Annotated in this window: 12 protein-coding genes; 7 read left to right on the forward strand and 5 right to left on the reverse strand. The window is 38.8% G+C overall.

The annotated features are described in order from the left end of the window. Positions 1 to 352 precede the first annotated feature (352 nt). Positions 353 to 1,987 (forward strand): SulP family inorganic anion transporter, encoded by a 1,635-nt coding sequence (locus F7984_RS02725; RefSeq protein ID WP_066108084.1) that lies wholly within the window; start codon positions 353 to 355, stop codon positions 1,985 to 1,987. 54 nt (positions 1,988 to 2,041) lie between these two features. Here the strand turns inward: F7984_RS02725 and F7984_RS02730 are convergent, their stop codons facing one another. Beyond that, positions 2,042 to 2,554, reverse strand: coding sequence for a GNAT family N-acetyltransferase (locus F7984_RS02730; RefSeq protein ID WP_139892691.1), 513 nt, complete (start codon positions 2,552 to 2,554; stop codon positions 2,042 to 2,044). Positions 2,555 to 2,560: 6 nt separating this feature from the next. After that, positions 2,561 to 3,493 (reverse strand): aldo/keto reductase, encoded by a 933-nt coding sequence (locus F7984_RS02735; protein WP_139892690.1) that lies wholly within the window; start codon positions 3,491 to 3,493, stop codon positions 2,561 to 2,563. A gap of 463 nt (positions 3,494 to 3,956) precedes the next feature. On the opposite strand from F7984_RS02735, the gene F7984_RS02740 reads away from it, so the two are divergent. The 3 genes from F7984_RS02740 (at position 3,957) to F7984_RS02750 (ending at position 7,462) form a co-directional block, all read left to right on the forward strand. Next, entirely contained in the window at positions 3,957 to 5,063 is a 1,107-nt protein-coding gene (locus tag F7984_RS02740) for an NADH-dependent flavin oxidoreductase (protein WP_140462180.1), read from the forward strand. Positions 5,064 to 5,397: 334 nt separating this feature from the next. Then, on the forward strand, positions 5,398 to 6,540 hold the full coding sequence (locus F7984_RS02745; protein ID WP_140462181.1) for an NAD(P)/FAD-dependent oxidoreductase: 1,143 nt from the start codon (positions 5,398 to 5,400) through the stop codon (positions 6,538 to 6,540). A 169-nt stretch (positions 6,541 to 6,709) separates the two neighbouring features. Continuing rightward, positions 6,710 to 7,462 (forward strand): SAM-dependent methyltransferase, encoded by a 753-nt coding sequence (locus F7984_RS02750; protein ID WP_140462182.1) that lies wholly within the window; start codon positions 6,710 to 6,712, stop codon positions 7,460 to 7,462. Positions 7,463 to 7,542: 80 nt separating this feature from the next. Here the strand turns inward: F7984_RS02750 and F7984_RS02755 are convergent, their stop codons facing one another. Then, entirely contained in the window at positions 7,543 to 8,727 is a 1,185-nt protein-coding gene (locus F7984_RS02755; RefSeq protein ID WP_140462183.1) for a M20 metallopeptidase family protein, read from the reverse strand. 257 nt (positions 8,728 to 8,984) lie between these two features. Further along, the gene (locus F7984_RS02760; protein WP_066108066.1) at positions 8,985 to 9,725 is read right to left on the reverse strand and encodes a MerR family transcriptional regulator; all 741 of its coding nucleotides are present in this window, start codon (positions 9,723 to 9,725) and stop codon (positions 8,985 to 8,987) included. 87 nt (positions 9,726 to 9,812) lie between these two features. Here F7984_RS02760 and F7984_RS02765 point away from each other — a divergent pair, with 87 nt between their 5' ends. Both F7984_RS02765 and F7984_RS02770 read left to right on the forward strand, forming a co-directional pair. Then, positions 9,813 to 10,508, forward strand: coding sequence for a CPBP family intramembrane glutamic endopeptidase (locus tag F7984_RS02765; protein WP_066108063.1), 696 nt, complete (start codon positions 9,813 to 9,815; stop codon positions 10,506 to 10,508). 250 nt (positions 10,509 to 10,758) lie between these two features. Next, a complete protein-coding gene (locus tag F7984_RS02770) occupies positions 10,759 to 11,268 on the forward strand; it encodes a GNAT family N-acetyltransferase (protein WP_066108060.1) in 510 nt (169 codons plus the stop codon). Between the two features lie 143 nt (positions 11,269 to 11,411). On the opposite strand, the gene F7984_RS02775 is transcribed toward F7984_RS02770, so the two are convergent. After that, positions 11,412 to 15,818 (reverse strand): S8 family peptidase, encoded by a 4,407-nt coding sequence (locus tag F7984_RS02775; RefSeq protein WP_181162049.1) that lies wholly within the window; start codon positions 15,816 to 15,818, stop codon positions 11,412 to 11,414. A 937-nt stretch (positions 15,819 to 16,755) separates the two neighbouring features. Here F7984_RS02775 and F7984_RS02780 point away from each other — a divergent pair. Then, positions 16,756 to 17,448 (forward strand): GntR family transcriptional regulator, encoded by a 693-nt coding sequence (locus F7984_RS02780; RefSeq protein WP_066108055.1) that lies wholly within the window; start codon positions 16,756 to 16,758, stop codon positions 17,446 to 17,448. Positions 17,449 to 17,654: the final 206 nt, after the last annotated feature.

Below are 17,654 nucleotides of genomic sequence, written 5' to 3' on the forward strand. Positions count from 1 at the left end.
TAAACTCCAGAAGAAACGATGGCCAATTTGCCATTTGAAGACTTTTTTATACAGAGTAACTCACTCTTTCTAATGGGATTAAAAATTATTTCTACAATATTTTACAGTTTAATTATAGGTTATTTTGTAAACTTTTGGATTTATTTATATATCCTAAATGGAGTGCTGTATAGAAGTTACGATATAGTATTCTCTAAATTTGGGGAATAAATATACGTTAATATTCGATATATACCATTTTCTTTTATACTAGGTGAATTTGGAATTGATTGTTAATAGAATTCATTATCTGAGGTCAGTATAATAATAAGGTTGCGATTATTATCATATTATTATGGAGAGAAGAATCAGCATGCTTAAACAATATATTCACGATTTGCATAATGAATTTGCCGGCTATAATTCTGAAAAGCTACGCAAAGATATTATGGCTGGTATTACAGTAACCGCTGTTGCACTTCCTTTATCTCTAGCGTTCGGGGTGAGCAGTGGGGCGGATGCGGCTGCTGGATTAATTACAGCGATTCTTGCAGGATTAATTATCAGTATGCTATCAGGCGCATCCTATCAAATATCAGGACCAACGGGAGCGATGTCTGCTATATTGATTGCTGTTGTTGCCCAGTATGGACTTGATGGAGTATTTATTGCCTGTTTGCTGGCGGGTATCCTACTGGTGATTGCCGGTCTACTGAAATTTGGCCGTGTCGTTTCTATCATACCGATGCCAGTTATAACGGGGTTTACATCAGGAATTGCTATCATTATAGCGATGGGACAAGTAGATAACTTTTTTGGAGTCGAATCGAGCGGAGAGAATCCAATTGCCCAAATCATGTCTTATATAGAGAATGGTTTTAATCCTGATTTTGCTACATTATTAATTGGTATTATAACAGTTGTCACGATGATTGTATGGCCGAAAAAATGGAACGCCATAATCCCGTCATCCTTAGCAGCCTTACTGATTGTTTTAATTATTAATACCGTTTTAAAATTACCGGTTGCGGTCGTGGGAGATATACCGAAAACATTTTTTCCGGAAAATCGACTGGTATTTAGTGATTTATCCCTCGCTAAAATAGAAGCCTTGATATGGCCGGCAATCAGTATTGCGGCATTAGGAATGATTGAAAGTTTATTATGCGGAGCATCTGCCGGTCGCATGGTTGGAGAAAAAATGAATGGGGATCGGGAACTAGTTGCACAGGGAATTGGGAACATGATTATCCCATTCTTTGGCGGTGTTCCGGCTACTGCTGCGATTGCCCGTACGAGTGTAGCGATTAAAGCTGGTATGGTAACAAGATTGACGGGGATTTTCCATGCGATTGGTTTGCTTTTGTCAATGTTTCTCCTCAGCCCAATTATGTCGAGTATACCGATGTCTGCATTAGCAGGTATTTTGATTGTGACGGCATGGCGGATGAATGAATGGGAAAGTATTCATTATATCTTTTCTCACAAATTCAAAGGCGCTATCTTTAAATTTTTGCTAACATTGCTAGCTACTGTTGTGTTTGATTTAACGGTTGCCATTGTTGCAGGAATTGTCCTTTCAGCCATATTGTTTGTTATTAACAGTGCCGACGTAGAAATGAATGTCAGTAAAGTTGATATCGAAAAATTGGAAGGAAAAGGGATAAAATCAAATCAGACATACGAAGATATTCGGGTAGTTTATCTCACCGGTCCTATATTCTTTGCAACGGTGAGCTCTTTGACTGAGCGCCTTGAAGACATTAATCAAGGAGTTATGATCCTTTCTATGCGTGGAGTATCCTCCATTGACGGTTCAGGAGTACAAGCTATGGTGGAATTCTGTGAATTAAAGAAACAAGAAGGTGTAAAAATCATCTTTAGCGGAGTACAGCGGAGAGTTCTTAGCAGATTTGAAAGAGGTGGTATTCTGGATGTTGTTGGAGAAGACAATATATTCTGGAGTACTGACCAGGCGCTTGCAAAAATTAATCAAATACAAGGTTAATATAAAGATGGAAGGAGAGTGCCGAGTAGGCTACTCTCCTTTTTTTGATGCAAGCTAAGATAGCTTTTTACCTAATATTAGATACCGTTCTTTTGTCTTTTCATTAGGGAAGAAGGAATCATCAATGACAATCCATCCTTTTCTAACATATAGATTCCGTGCAGCCAGATTGGATTGTTGGGTTGTTAATATAGTTGTATCAAAAGGTATGTCTTTCATTAGGGAATCATGTAATAGTGATCCGATTCCTTTTTGGCGCACGGATGGATGAACACATAATTCAACGAACTCAAAACAATTTGCCAGCCATTCATTGGATAAGTCAGGTTTCAAATGGCTTGTCAATAGTTCGCGATAATATTGGCCTGATAGAGAAGCATAACCATAGGCAAATCCAACAGGCATTTCCTCTTCATCCAGGCATACAAATCCTCTGAAACCAGCGTAGTCCATGTGCCGCATGAATCGTTCTGTACAGTCGGTATTAATATTCCATATTTGTTGATACAGAGAAACGATTGGCTTAAGCAAATCATCTGTTCGATTCCACTTTACCATTTGTATCATAATTTCTTATTCAAAGATTGAACTGATTTGTTGGATTTCTTCACGGGATAACATAACTTCCAGTGTTTTAAGATTATCAACGACTTGTTCCGGCTGTTTTGCGCCAGGGATAACAACATCAATTGAATCCTGCGCCAAGTACCATGCCAGGACAAGATGAGCGATTTCAACGTCTTTAGCTTTCGAAATCTTTCGCAGTTGTTCTACTTTTTCTAGGTTTTGCTTAAAAAGTTCTGCCTGAAATAATGGATTACGGGAACGTCCATCATTAAAAGTAGAATGCTTTGTGAATTTTCCGGTTAAAAGACCAGAAGCCAGCGGGAAGTATGGGACAAAGGAAATTTTGTGTTGGGCGGTATAGGGGAGAAGCTCTTTTTCAGCATCTCTTTTAAATAGATTGTACTCAGATTGGATTACATCCACGTATCCATCTTTATTGGCTTCTTTTAATTGCTCCAATGAAAAATTGGATACCCCGATCGCACGGATTTTTCCGGCATCTTTTAGTTTCTTTAAGGCGCCGACTGCCTCGTCCTTTGGTGTATCCTGATCTGGGAAATGAATGTAGAAGAGATCTATATAATCTGTACGTAAACGCATTAGACTTTCTTCCACAGTTTTAATAAGGAATGCAGGGGAGTTATCAACTACAACATCATTTTCAATGAATTTATGAGCCCCCTTTGTAGCTATAACAAGGTTTTCACGATTGCCTTTTTCTTTAACAATTTCTCCAATTAATTCTTCTGACCGTTCCGGGCCATAAATATAGGCAGTATCAATAAAATTCACGCCATAATCGATGGCAGTCCGTACGATTTCCCGTCCTGTTTCCTCATCGAGATTTGGGTAGATATTGTGGCCTCCAACTGCATTAGTTCCAAGACCTATCGGATTTACAAGTAAGTCTGTTTTACCTAGCTGAATTTTGTTATTCATAAAAAAACCCCCTTAACATGTAATGATTCAATCATAGCAAAGGTAAGGAAGTATATGGAAATGATAGGGTTTAGAAATAGATAAATAGCTAAAGGCCCTAAGAGATAATCTTAGGGCCTTTATGCAAGAGGGGGGGATTTATGTTCTATGGCTTTTATGATGTGTTCTACCATTAGTATAATTCAAATGATAACGATTATCAATATCATTTAGATGAAAAAGATATTAAATTTATTACGAATAAGTAACTAAATTTTCGAGGGGGAATTTGAATCAATATAAAAGCAATAAATTTGGACGAATTCATAATCCGAAATCATTAACTGCTGAACCCAGCAAACCAATGATTAGCTTCTTCCATGTTTACTTGTTACAAATCATAACCTGCTTACGAATGAGCGTTATGTTTGCTACCCTTTTTGTAACTCACTAGAATAAAGGTCATACAAAGGAGGAATAGTTCATGAATGAAAAATACGCTTCTCTTTTTGAAAGCTTTACACTGCCAAATGGCGTTACGCTGAAAAACCGATTCATACTCGCTCCAATGACACATTACTCTTCTAATCCTGATGGTACGATTTCCGATCAGGAGCTTCCATATATCGCGCAGCGTTCCAAGGATATCGGCTTAGTCATCACTGCTGCAACAAATGTATCCGATAACGGAAAGGCGTTCCCAGGACAGCCATCCATTGTACGCGATACATATATAGCAGGTCTGAAGAAGTTAGCAGATACAATAAAAGGCGAAGGAGCTAAAGCAATCATCCAACTTCACCACGGTGGACGGGAATCAGGAGCAGATCTTGTACCCAATGGGGATGTAGTTGCTCCAAGCGCTGTAGAAAAAGAAGGTGCAGCTACACCACGTGCACTGGAAACTGCAGAAGTACAGCAAATCGTTGCTGATTTCGGCGAAGCAACTCGACGTGCTATCGAAGCTGGTTTTGATGGCGTCGAAATTCATGGTGCAAATGGGTATATTATCCAACAATTCTACTCTCCATTTTCCAATCGCCGTGAAGATGAATGGGGCGAGCGCTTGCGTTTCCCCTTGGCTGTCATCGACTCAGTCAGAAGTGCTGTTGATAAACACGGCTCCAAAGACTTTATAGTTGGTTATCGTTTCTCTCCTGAGGAACCGGAAACTCCTGGATTAACGATGAAAGAAACACTTGAGCTGATTGATGCTCTAGTGGAAAAGCCATTAGATTACCTGCATGTTTCTTTAATGGACTTCCATTCCACAGCTCGCCGCGGTGCGGATGCGAGCGCCAAACGCATTGATTTGATCCAGGAACGCATCAATAATAGAATGCCTCTTATCGGCGTTGGATCCTTGTACTCTGCCGAAGACGTGGCTGCAGCCAAAGATACGGGAGTACCATTGATTGCCATGGGACGTGAATTGTTAATCGACCCGGAATTCGTTACAAAGCTCAAAGAAGGACGCGAAGACGAAATTACCAGCTTGATTGATCCTACTCGCGAAGATCGTCATGGCCTTCCAGAACCGCTTTGGAACATCATCCTGCAGACAAAAGGCTGGGTTCCGACGAAAGAATAGAAGGGGATAGCAATAAAGGAAAATTCAACATGGTACTTATGCCATAAAGAGATTTTGAGTATAAAAAGATAGAAGGATTGCTTTTAAAAACCTCTCGTATGAGAGGTTTTTTTAGGCTTTTTTTCTGTTAATTCATGATTTGTTTTATTGATTGAGTGAGCTGCAACTAACCTGTCACTTCTCAAATTCAAAGTAAGTCTATCCTCATCAATGTGGTCCGTCTTGAGAATGTTCAGGTCACTTTTACTGCGTCCCATTCACTCATAAAACTGAGAAAAGGCCGATTGTGCTATGGTATATTGTAGTTAAATGAAGAAAAGGATGTTCGGTATATATGCATATAACAATAATTGGATCAGGTATAGCAGGTTCGGTTACCGCATATAAGCTTGCCAAGGCGGGCTTACAGGTAACTGTGATCGATCGTTTTGATAAAGGACAAGCGACAGATGCTGCAGCAGGGATTGTTTGTCCATGGCTCTCCCAGCGTCGAAATAAAGATTGGTACCAGCTGGCCAAAGGTGGTGCTCGCTATTATCCAGAAATAATTGAAGAACTTCGTCAAGATGGAGAAACTGAAACAGGTTATGCCCGTGTAGGTGCATTGAGTCTGCATGAGGATCCGAAAAAACTGGATGCGATGCTTCAACGTGCTGAAATGCGAAAAACGGATGCACCGGAGATGGGCAAGATAAGCTTTCTTAACGAAAACGAAGCAAAACGGTTATTTCCTTTGCTTACTGAAGGATATGGAGCGGTACATATCAGCGGTGCTGCGCGCGTTGATGGACGGGCTTTACGAAATGCCTTGCAAAGGGCAGCTAGGAAATACAATGCACGATTCGTATCAGCCGAAGCACAGCTTTCTATGAAAGCAGAACGAATCGTTGTGACAGCTGGCAATGAAGAATGGATGCCTGACCAGGTCGTAGTTACTGCTGGGGCTTGGGCAGGTCAATTATTAGAACCCTTAGGATATCAGATGCAAGTCAGCTTTCAGAAAGCGCAGATTTGTCATTTACAGCTGCACAATATTGACACACATGATTGGCCGGTAATTATTCCGCCTAACGATCAATACCTGCTTGCTTTTCCAGATGGAAGGATAATAGCTGGTGCTACGCACGAAAACGATGAAGAGATGAATACCGGGGTAACGGCAGGCGGTGTACTGGAAGTACTAACTAAAGCAACTAAGCTTGCTCCCGGTCTTGCGAATGCGGGTTTGGTCGAAACAAGGGTTGGCTTCAGGCCTTTTACGCCAGGCTTTCTTCCAGTATTCGGCCGCATGCCGCATCACTCTAATCTTTATGTCATAAATGGCCTAGGGGCATCAGGTCTGACGATGGGTCCATTTATCGCTTCACAGCTCTCAAAGTTAATAGTCGGGCAAGAAACGGATATCGATATATCCGCCTATAATCCAGAAGGTGCTCTTTGTTATACTCAAAATAGAAAACCATTCAACTCTAGGTGAAACATCACTTCCTGAAGATGGCATTGTTATATAGATGAATTATACATTCATTAAAAGGCCGCTATAATCCCTGGCTTTTACATGCTATTTTAAAACGTCGTACAGATGGATGTATCATTCCAAATGACTGCTAATAGTAATGTAGTCTAATATGCTGGATTGTTATAAAATGGTAATATGTGATTGGTTGATAAATTTAGAGAGGCAGGAAAAAGTAGTGGAAACTATTTATAGCCATGAAGATTTGCTGAAGATGATGGACCAATTATTAAAAGAAAAAACCAGGTTTGATTGGGATCAATTTTATTTAAATCGTGATCGGAATGTACCTTTTTTTTCTAATCAGCCTGATGAAAACTTGGTAGAGTATTTCGATAAGGGCTTGTTTGTTCCAGGGAGTAAAGTATTGGAGTTGGGATGTGGTCCCGGGAGAAATGCAGTCTTTTTTGCTGAAAAAGGTTGTCATGTTGATGCCGTAGATTCATCTGAAGAAAGTTTGAAATGGGGAAAAGAGCGGGCTAAAGAGAGTGGATTAACAATTAACTTTATACATAAAAATATATTTGAATTAGCTATTGATGAAGGAAGCTATGATATTGTGTTTGATTCAGGATGCTTTCATCATATAGCACCTCATCGGAGGGGTACCTATAATAATTTAGTTAAAAGAGCACTAAAAACAGATGGCTTGTTCGGCATTACGTGTTTTCTTGAAAATGGGAAGTATGGCGGATCAGATATAACCGATTGGGATGTGTATAGATTTTGGAGCCTAAAGGGAGGTTTGGGGTTTACAGATCAAAAATTAAGAGACATATTTAAGGATCTGAAGGAAATCGAAATAAGAAACATGAGACAAACAGATTCAATGAATGGTGTATTTGCTGAGGAAGGTTTTTTAACAGCTATATTTAAAAAGTAAATTTAAATATTATAAAATATAATAGATTTAAAAGAGTGTGGCATCGTTTAAAGAACTTTGCCACACTCTTACTGCGTTCTCTATTGATGCGCTTTTAACCACATCATTGCCGTATAAGCATGCATGGCGGCACCGGTTGGTAGGATATCTTCATTAAAAACTACCTGTGGATGGTGCATGGGAAGTCCATAATGAGGGTCCTCTTCTTTTGTGCCGGCTCCCAGCAAAAAATAAACGGTAGGTACTTCATAACAGTACGAAGCGAAATCTTCAGAACCCATGCCTCCGCCTTCAAAAGAGATGACAGATTGTTTACCGACTACATCACTCACATAAGAGGACAATTGATTGGCCAAGTCTTTATCATTCGTTAAGGGCGGAACAGATGCAACAATCTCTATTTTAGCTTCACCTCTAAACATTTCAGCTGTTGATGTTACTATTTTCTCCATCCTTTTGTAAATGAAATCTCCTAAATCCACATTTAAGTAACGAATCGTACCTTCTAAGATGGCTTGGTCAGGGATTACATTATGTGTACTTCCTGCCTGAAACTTTCCAATCGTGATAACCACCGATTCGGTTGCTGAGATTTCTCTTGCTATGATTTCATGGATGGAGGTATAGATATGCGCTGCAATATTAATTGGGTCAACGCCGGTTTCAGGCATGGCTCCGTGACACCCGACACCTTTAACAGTAATTCTAAAGATTGTACAACCTGCGATTGCGGTTCCAAGCCCATATAATACCGTATTAGTTGGTGTACCGGAATGTACATGTAAGGCCATTGCTGCATCCACTTTTGGATTCTCCAAAACGCCCGACTTCAACATTAATTTTGCGCCCTTGAAGCCTTCTTCATTTGGCTGAAATACGAGCTTAACGGATCCTTCTAGTTCGTTCTCATATTGTTTTAATAATTTGGCAGCTCCTAGTAGCATAGTTGTGTGCATATCATGCCCACAGGCGTGCATATTTCCATTTGTTGCTTTAAACGGGTAATCTGTCTCCTCTTTAATCGGCAGAGCATCCATATCAGCCCGCAAAAGAAATGTTTTTTTTGCATCAGGTTTCCCTGCCAGTGCTACAATCCCACTTTCACAGATTTCTTTTGGTTCATAGCCAAATTCCTTTAACTTCTCCATTACGTATTTCGTGGTTTGAGGAAGATGGTCGCCTACTTCAGGATTTTGATGAATTTGTCTTCTATATTTGATTAATTCCTCTTTCATAGCCCGTGCATTTTCTAAGAATTGATTCATACATACCTCCTGCATGCCTTCATAGTTTGTTTCTTCGTATTTTGTGCATTGCAGGCAGTTTATATTACCGTTCTTCAATATAAATTGGAATAAAGTTCATAAATTTAGTAAAGGGGTTAAGAAAATAAATAGAGATCTAAAGAGTCTCTAGATTTGATTAACTTTATATATAAAAGCCGAAAATAACATAGATTAATTATCAGCATAGCAAATAGAGTTTACTCTAAGCCTTGAATAAACAAGCGAGGGAGACAAACCTAATGGCTAGTCTCTAAATCTGTTAAATAAGCAATGCATCGTTCTGCAAATTCTAGTACATGATTAGGAATTGGGTATAAGCCTGTTTCTTCTGCGGGTTTTTTTCTGATTTCCCAAAACTGATTCATTAATTCCTCATTCCCTTGAAATGTATCATTTGATAGTTTAATTAAATCAGAAGCAATTTGGGCTCCTATTTCAGATTCGGGTTTAACTTTGTTTTGAATACAATACTCAATTTGTTTTAGTAAGAACATATACTGTTGCGTTGTTTTATCATTGCTGCTTAGATTTGGTATGGATTTCTGTAAAAGTAGCTTTTCATCCTGATGGAAGTAATCAATCCATTTTTTTGAGTTATTTTGTGAATTTTGAACCAGTTTTAAAACATCTTCCCATGATAAGGATTCTTGCAGCTCGCTCATATTAATTAATGATGTAGTATTAGAAATGCTTGTTTGAATATTCGTGAGTTGATCTTGTAGATAATTGTAGTGTGAGATGAGAATTTGTTGGAAGGATAGACTGTCTAATATATCGCGAATAGTTTCTAACGGAAGGGAAAGGGATTTGAGAATAATGATTTTTTCAAGTTTGAATAAATCATCTTCTGAATAAGATCTCCTCCCGTTATCTGCTTTATAACTAGGGGTAAGCAAATTAATCTGATCATAATAACGCAGGGTGCGAACGGATATATTTCGCTGCTTAGCTACCTCTCCTGTCGTCCATTGTTTCATTTCATTTCCTCCTGAAAAAAACTTGCAGGTGACGTAACGTCATCTAATATAGTTGGATTATACCATATATAGGGAGAGGGCTATCGGATGAAAATGAACTGGAAAGAACAAGATGATTGGGGGCTAAAGGAATTCATATTATTAATCCTTTTGGAATTTGTGTTTGTAATTGGTTTTGTGAAATTGATATTTAAACCAATTATTACCAATTGGCTCGAGAATGATTTATATTCAGGGACATTAATTGGACTAATAATAGCCATTATTTTAATTTCAGGTGTTTATTATATTGCTCTTAATCCGAAAAAATTATCTTGGAACGAGGTAGGGATAAAATCATTTAATGTGAAAGTTTGGAAGCTTATTATTCTGTATTCAACTATTTTATTAGTTGGTTCGGTGATTATAATCTTGTTTACTAGTCTTATAGGTAATTCGTGGGAGAATAACAAAACAGAGGCTTTACAGCAAAATGTAACTTTATTCACCTTTTTAATTGCTTTTATCTCCGCAGCTATTATATCTCCAATATATGAAGAAATCTTTTATCGAGGATTTTTATATCGCTGGCTGCGTACACGGATAGGATTTGTTGGAGCCATTTTACTTAGTTCAATCATTTTTACGATCGTACATATTCCGACCTATAATGTGATGCCAGTAAATTTCTTCAGTGGTATCATTTTTGCGCTGGCATATGAACGAACTAATTCAATTTGGCCAGCGGTTATCATTCACGGTTTGACTAATGGGATTATGGTTCTGCTGACAAGCTTCAGTTAAGGAGGTTGCTCCCGAGAGTTGAAAGATACCGTGTAATTATCCAGGTTTCCAAAGCTGATACTATTAAGTAATGGCCATTTGAGGCGATATTGAACAATTAATTTAGATTCATAGGGATATATCAACAGGTGAGATGAAAGGTATTAATTCAAAAAGGATTAATACCTTTTTATGTTGAATTATAAATGGTAGTAAAAGCTCGAATTTGTAGAGGGAATCTTCGGAACAGGGGAAATTGGAGGTGTGGAAAGTGGTTAATATTTTAAAAGCGAATGCAAGTCATGTTGAGGGGATTGCGAAAGTATGCAGTGATGGGTACTGGGCAACTTATAACGAATTACGATCTGAAGAATATATTAAGAGAGTTATAAAAGAGTTTTATAATCATGAAAGAATTCTGAAGGAAGTAAGTGAAACTGGGGTAGAATGGGGTGGCTATTTTGTTGCTGTTGAGGAGAACAAAGTCATTGGGGCAATTGGAGGCGGTATGATCGATAAGACTTCTGGGGAGGTCTTTGTCTTATATCTTAACCCCAATAGACGTAATGAAGGAATTGGGACAAGGTTATTAGATGTTCTTACAAAACAACAAAAAGAGGAATTTCATGCAACTGAGCAATGGGTATCTGTAGCAAAGGGAAATCAAAAAGGAATTCCTTTCTATGAAGCAAGAGGATTCATTTTCAATAATGAACAAAGAGGATACGGAAATACCAAGGAAGAAAACTATATCTCATTAAGATATGTTCGTAAGATATAACTGTAATTTTTGATGAAAAGGGAAGAATGTATATGAAAAATAAGATTGTGTTTTATATCTTAATCATCAGTTTAAGTATAAACTATTTTAGAACTGCTCAAAAAAGAAAAGCACAAGTGCATCGGCACTTGTGCTTTAATCGTTTACTGCGGAGCGTTAATATATAATAATCCTTCCGCTCTTTCAATCGTTTTATTGCCATAGTCATCTTCTGCGGTTACTTGAACGGCTGCCCCGTTTGCTTTGATATTTTTAGTGGCAGTATAGTAGCCGACATAGTGTCCTTCCGATGTCTCACGCATTGGAAGCTCAAGTGCATTTGAGACGCCAAGGTTTGTGACTGGAGCAAGGATTGAGAAGGTAGCGTCTAGCCCAGGTTCACTATCAAATTCGATTTTGACAGAATCGCCGCTTTCCAATACTTTGTCCTCAGCAGGAAGTATGTTGGAAAGTTCAGGTGCCGTATAATTGGCATCAATTGTGATGATCTTTTTAATGCTGTTGCCTGCTTTATCCTTAGCTTGAACAGTAATCTCATTTATACCTTCATCAAGAAGGATACGCTTGCTGAATTTCCCGTCGCTTACAGTTGCAGTTTGACCATTTACTTTAACCCAATCCAGATTGGCATCAGCAATTGTTCCTGTAACTGTAACGGTTTCTTTATTTGTTTTAGAACCATCTGTCGGTGAAGTAATAGTCAGTTCAGGTTTATCCTGATCAAGTGTAATCGTAACTGGTTCAGATGGGTCTGTTGAACCGACATCAGTTTTTGCTTTAGCAGTCAGTGTATTTGCACCATTTTTCAACTCGACTGCAACTGAGAAGTCGCCACTTGCATTCGTTTCCGTAGTAGCAGTTTGTTCTCCATCATTGAATAAATCAATGGTTGTTTCAGGAGAAGATTTACCCTCAACTGTCACAGATTTTTTATTCGTAAATGCTCCATCTTTAGGAGAAGTGATGGATGGTACTTGTAATTCATAGTTGACGGTCGCACGGATCATGTAGTTTCCTTCAGCCTCTGGTGATTGAGACCATGCACCGCTTACACCTTGCCAGCTGCGTTTAGCATTTGGACCGTCCTCATCAGTTGCCAAGCCAGGTGAATTAGGATTTGCTTTTGTTTGTGTATAGACAATGAAGAAGTCTCCTTCTACCATGATGCCGTGTTCGGCAAGGTCAACATGTGTCCAAGTGCCGTCACGTAAAGCTGTCTCGTTGAAAGGACCTGCCAATTTAGTACCAGGACCGCCGTTTGCACCACTGGCATCATAAACGGATACTTGGAATTCAGTACCGCCTGGGACTGGCCATTCCATATCCCAGAAGCGAAGGAGTGCACCAGTTACTAGAGCTTGATCTTCCCCTTCTTTTAATGACATTTTAACAGCCCAGCTATTGCCTGCCGCATTGAAGGATCTGGCATTTTCAGCTGTTCCATCATCATACTTAATCTCACCTGCATAGCCAATGAATGGACGTAACTCAACATTTTTAACGACTGGTTCGCCTGCTTCAATGGTTACAGTTGTTTCGGAACTGTAGTAGGATGGTGCAACAAATTTTAGTGTGTAGGTACCCTCGTATGCAGTAAGGGAATACTCGCCATCTTCATTTGTAGTCACAGGCGTAATGGCAGCATCTTCCACAAGGTAAACTGTGGCGCCTGCAACAGGATTTCCTGTTACTTTATTTGTAATTGTACCGCTGACAGTACCTTTAGGAATTTCCTGTAGTGTAAAGTTTGCGGTAGCAACTCCACCATCTTCAACACGTACTGCTTGTGTTTGAGATTGGAATCCATATGTTTCTGCTTGAACAGTGTAATCACCTGTTGCGTGCGTTAATTCATAGGATCCATCCTGTGGGTTGGTGTAAACAGAACGGCCAGTTTCAAGAACGGTTACCTCTGCTTGAATTGGTAAAAGCAGTGGTCCCGGGCTTTCATTGCTAGGTTTTTCATTTTTTGAACTATCTTTTTCAGATATTGGTTTGATTTTTGCTGCGTCTACTTTTTCTTTTGCTGCTTTTTTGTCGTCTTTAGGGTCTTTAGCTTTTGTATCTTTGATTTTAGTATCAGTAGCTTTTGTATCTTTCTTCACACCATGTTTAGCTTTTGACGAAGGTTGGATAGGAGTTGCCGATAATTTGACATCATCCAAATACCATCCAGCTTTCTGGACAGACCCATCAGTTGTAACATTGAAGGAAATGTAGATGCGTTGTCCTGCATATTCGCTTAAGTCAACTTCGCCATCAATCCAACCATCGGATGTTTGGTTGAAACGAGCTGCCTGTGTCCAGTTGGTACCATCAGTAGAAATAAATACATGCCCAAAGTCATAGTTTCTTTCTAAATCAAACCATTGTTTGAACTGTAAGTAGCTGGCTCCTTCAGGAAGATCAATTGGTGGCATTTCCAGGCTCATATTAGAGCTGTTTGCATAGTTTCCTGTCAGATTTGTTGCATATACCTTTTCACCAGAGAATGCAGCGCCAGGGCCTGTTGTTGGTACTCCCCATTCCCATGAATTATTTGTACCGTAAGATGTCCATCCGATTGGGTTTTGTTCAAAATCTGTTTCATAGCCAACTGTAATACCCGGAAGTAATTCTATTGGATAAACAGCTGTTTCTTTTGAATTGCCTCCAAAGTCATATGCGATAAATTGGTATTCTGTTGAATCACCGGTTAAATCAACACCAGGTATGGTTGCTTCGTATTCACCGGATTTATAATTTCCGCTTACACGTTCCGCAGCGACTTCAGTCCAGCTGCCATCTGCTTTTTTATATTTCAAAACGACAGATGTTACGGATACATCGTCCGTAGCGGTTGCGCTAAGAGGAAGGTCCATTTCTTTATAAGAAGTAGTCACAGGCTCTGTTTCAATTTCAGGTGCATGAGTATCATCACCTTCCTTGGAGACAGTTCCTTTAATTTTTCCTAAACCACTAACAACTGAAGAGACAGCATCAAAAGCATTTACCAAACCGTGACCATATCCATAGTTAGGTGACTCTGGATAAGCGCTGTCAGTTAATGGTGTTGCTGTTAAGTCCATAATCTCTTCCATTTGATCGACAGTTAAGCTCGAATCAGCTTGTCTAAGCAGGGCAACTACTGCGGCCACATGAGGCCCGGCCATTGATGTTCCATTATAGGAAGCATAATCGTTTCCAGGTATAGCTGAGCGAATATTTACACCTGGTGCAGCTATATTTGGTTTCATGACTCCTTCATATGGAGAAGGTCCCCTTGAAGAAAAGCTTGCCAAAGCATTATTGATATCTGTTGCGGCAGTTGCGTAAGATTCAGGATAATTGGATGGAGCTGCTATAGTTCCTGCTCCTCCTCCGTCATTTCCTGCTGAAAATTCAGGGAAGATATCCGCATTTTTCCATGCTTGAACCATTGGACGGAACCATTCGTCCAATCCTGGTCCGCCACCCCATGAGTTGTTTACGACATCTGGTGCGTATTCAGGATGTGGAGTTCCATTAGCATCTTTAGGAGCTAATACCCATTCACCTGCTTCTAACAAATCAGCACTCGAGCCTCCACCTGATGCAGAGAGAGCTTTAACCGCTATGAATTTAGCGCCGGGTGCTACGCCGATTTGGTTAGTACCGTTTGAATCTGATCCGACCATTGTTCCAATTGTATGTGTACCGTGACCATTATCATCAAATGCTGCAGGGCGGTTTGTAGAAGTAGCATCAAACCAGCTGAACTCATGGGTCGGGTTGTCTGGATTAGCAGGGTTGTACCCACGGTATTTTGTCTTTAGGGTAGGGTGATCCCATTGCACACCAGTATCTATGCTGGCAACGACTGTTCCAGCTCCATCAATTCCCATTGCCCATGTTTGAGGTGCGCTGATTTTTTCGATATTCCATTCAATCGAGGAGACTTCTGCCTTTGTCTCTGTTTTAGAAGGTTTCTCCTTAATATTGGACTCGATTAGTGGTTTCTCAGCTTTGGATTGTTTAACAGGTTCTACAAGGTGTACTTTTTCATTCGGTAAAAGTTTTTCTACTTCAGGAAATGCGGCAATTTGTTCCATGACTTCTTTTGTAGCCGTAACAGCCATACCATTAACGATGTAGAAGGATTGAATATCTTTAACCTTACCGGCTTTTTCTTGTTTCTCTAAATAGTTTTTTAGCTCATGCTGAGTTTCTTCAGCAGTTGCGCGCAGATTTGTAACGATGGAAGATCGTTTTGTCAAGGTCGTCTTGGCTGATGAAAGCTTTTGTTTTTTTGCAGTAGCAGTAGCTTCTTTTGCTACCTTGGCAGTGTCGACCTGCTCTTTAAGTTTAATTAAGAAGGTGACTTTTTCTTCTTCCTTAAACTCATTTTGAAGATCTTTGGAGATTTTGTTACTGCTATTCTGTATAATCGTAGATTTTGCTGAACTATGGATGGATTCTGAGGAAGCAGTAGAAGATGGTGAAGACGTAAATCCTGTAGTTAAGAGCAATGATGGAATGAGCATAGATGTTAGAATGAGTGACGACAGTTTTTTTCTCTTTGTTTTCAACAAGTATTCCTCCCTATACTAGATTATTAAATTGCCAATATGCCAAGTATTTTTTCACCTCCCTGTTAAGTAATATCGAATTATGTAATCCTGCTGATATTTCTACCATAACGAATTGAAGTAAACAAATGCTGTCACTAAATGTCGCAAGTATACTATGGAAATTGAAAATGAATCATTGGATGTAGTTTGGCTACAGCTGTAGGTGTCATTCTAATTAGGAAATGATTAGAAAAGAATATACTTATACCTGATTTCATATGGAGATAGTTGTATGAAAAAGGAGGGAGGAAGAATTTTAATATACTATTATAATAAAAATAAGCCATCTGACTTATTAAGCTATTTAATTACTAGTCTTTCTTTGTCTTATTCAAAAAAAGACTGGGGATTAAGGTGGGATATTTTGTTACTTATATGAAATAAGGTGAATCCAACTCTCACCTTTATCCCAGAAAAATATTCAGAATCGGTAGTTTTAATTTATTTAGATAAAGAAATAGGCTATGTTTATTGTTGGAAGATGTCGAACTATAGCAGGATATTTAGAGGATACTGACATAACTGATGTAGAATATGGTTTATGTGCTTTTGTCTTATGCTTGTCGGAGGCCAACAGGATGTTGGTCACAAAGACGTTGCCACACGATGTGGCGTATTTAGTCTTTGTTCCTTGATGCAGTCGTTTCAGCTTTTTATTCAATCTAGCTTCAGGGCCTAGGAGCTCGGGACATAAGCAAAGCCACTGCGGGGGGAAGTACATCCCCTACGTGCCTTTGTCTTATGCTCCTCGCTCCTGACCAAGGCCCTTCAGCTTTTTTGTTTTGAATTGCTTGAAAAATTAATGAAATTTGATGATAATTAAATAAAACATGTATACTGGCTACATGCTGATGTTGGTAGAGAATATTTATACGCTTTATATAAGGGAGAAATCATGATGTTAACAGTGACACCCAAATTACCTGGAGAAAATAATAAACATTATTCGTACAGAATTATTAAGAATGGCATTATGTCTCTAGAATTAAAACCAGGACAAGCAATCAGTGAAATTGAGCTGGCTAATGAATTAAGGATTTCTCGTACTCCAATCAGGGAGGTAATCGGAAAATTAAAAGAGGAACATTTGGTTGAAGTATGGCCGCAGGTCGGTTCATACATATCAAAAATTGATTATAAATTGGTTAAAGAGGCGGCCTTTATGCGCTCTGTACTAGAAAAAGAGGTTCTTAAGTTAGCCTGCGAATCTATTTCTGATGAAACATTATTAGAGTTAAAGAAAGTTATCAGTTTACAAGAAAATTTTATAGGAAAAAAAGGAATGGAAAGAACTTTTCATGAATTGGATCAGGAATTTCACTCCCTATTTTATAAAGATCAGGAAAAAGATCATATCTGGGATGCAATAAATCGGTTAAGTACACATTATAATCGAATCCGATTGCTATCTGAAATCGAATATGATTATACAGATATTATTAAACAACATAAAAACATTATTGATATTATTGAAAATAAAAAAGTTGATCAAATAGATGAGGCTGTTAGTCACCATATATTAGGACCAGAGAAATATTGGAATAGTTTGCTGGAACCGGATAGCCAATATGCTGAATACTTTGTAGAATAATCTCGTATGTCCTTATCATCAATGGTATATTGGATTATTCGATCAGCCCTTATTCATGGAATAAGGGTTTTTACTGTTTAAAAGGGTAATATAAACTTAAATTGGATGTATGTACGTTTTCCCCCCTTTAAATATAATAGATTGATAAAATTTACCGTTACTTTAGTTTCTCTAATACCCTTGCAAATATAGAGGACAGTTACTAT

Origin of the sequence: Pradoshia sp. D12 (assembly GCF_008935075.1) — a bacterium.
GTDB lineage: Bacteria > Bacillota > Bacilli > Bacillales > Pradoshiaceae > Pradoshia.

Bases quoted from the DNA above. Each gene is read 5' to 3' on its own strand.
- F7984_RS02725 (WP_066108084.1), top strand. From the start codon at position 353: ATGCTTAAACAATATATTCACGATTTGCATAATGAATTTGCCGGCTAT.
- F7984_RS02730 (WP_139892691.1), bottom strand. From the start codon at position 2,554: ATGATACAAATGGTAAAGTGGAATCGAACAGATGATTTGCTTAAGCCA.
- F7984_RS02735 (WP_139892690.1), bottom strand. From the start codon at position 3,493: ATGAATAACAAAATTCAGCTAGGTAAAACAGACTTACTTGTAAATCCG.
- F7984_RS02740 (WP_140462180.1), top strand. From the start codon at position 3,957: ATGAATGAAAAATACGCTTCTCTTTTTGAAAGCTTTACACTGCCAAAT.
- F7984_RS02745 (WP_140462181.1), top strand. From the start codon at position 5,398: ATGCATATAACAATAATTGGATCAGGTATAGCAGGTTCGGTTACCGCA.
- F7984_RS02750 (WP_140462182.1), top strand. From the start codon at position 6,710: ATGGTAATATGTGATTGGTTGATAAATTTAGAGAGGCAGGAAAAAGTA.
- F7984_RS02755 (WP_140462183.1), bottom strand. From the start codon at position 8,727: ATGAATCAATTCTTAGAAAATGCACGGGCTATGAAAGAGGAATTAATC.
- F7984_RS02760 (WP_066108066.1), bottom strand. From the start codon at position 9,725: ATGAAACAATGGACGACAGGAGAGGTAGCTAAGCAGCGAAATATATCC.
- F7984_RS02765 (WP_066108063.1), top strand. From the start codon at position 9,813: ATGAAAATGAACTGGAAAGAACAAGATGATTGGGGGCTAAAGGAATTC.
- F7984_RS02780 (WP_066108055.1), top strand. From the start codon at position 16,756: ATGTTAACAGTGACACCCAAATTACCTGGAGAAAATAATAAACATTAT.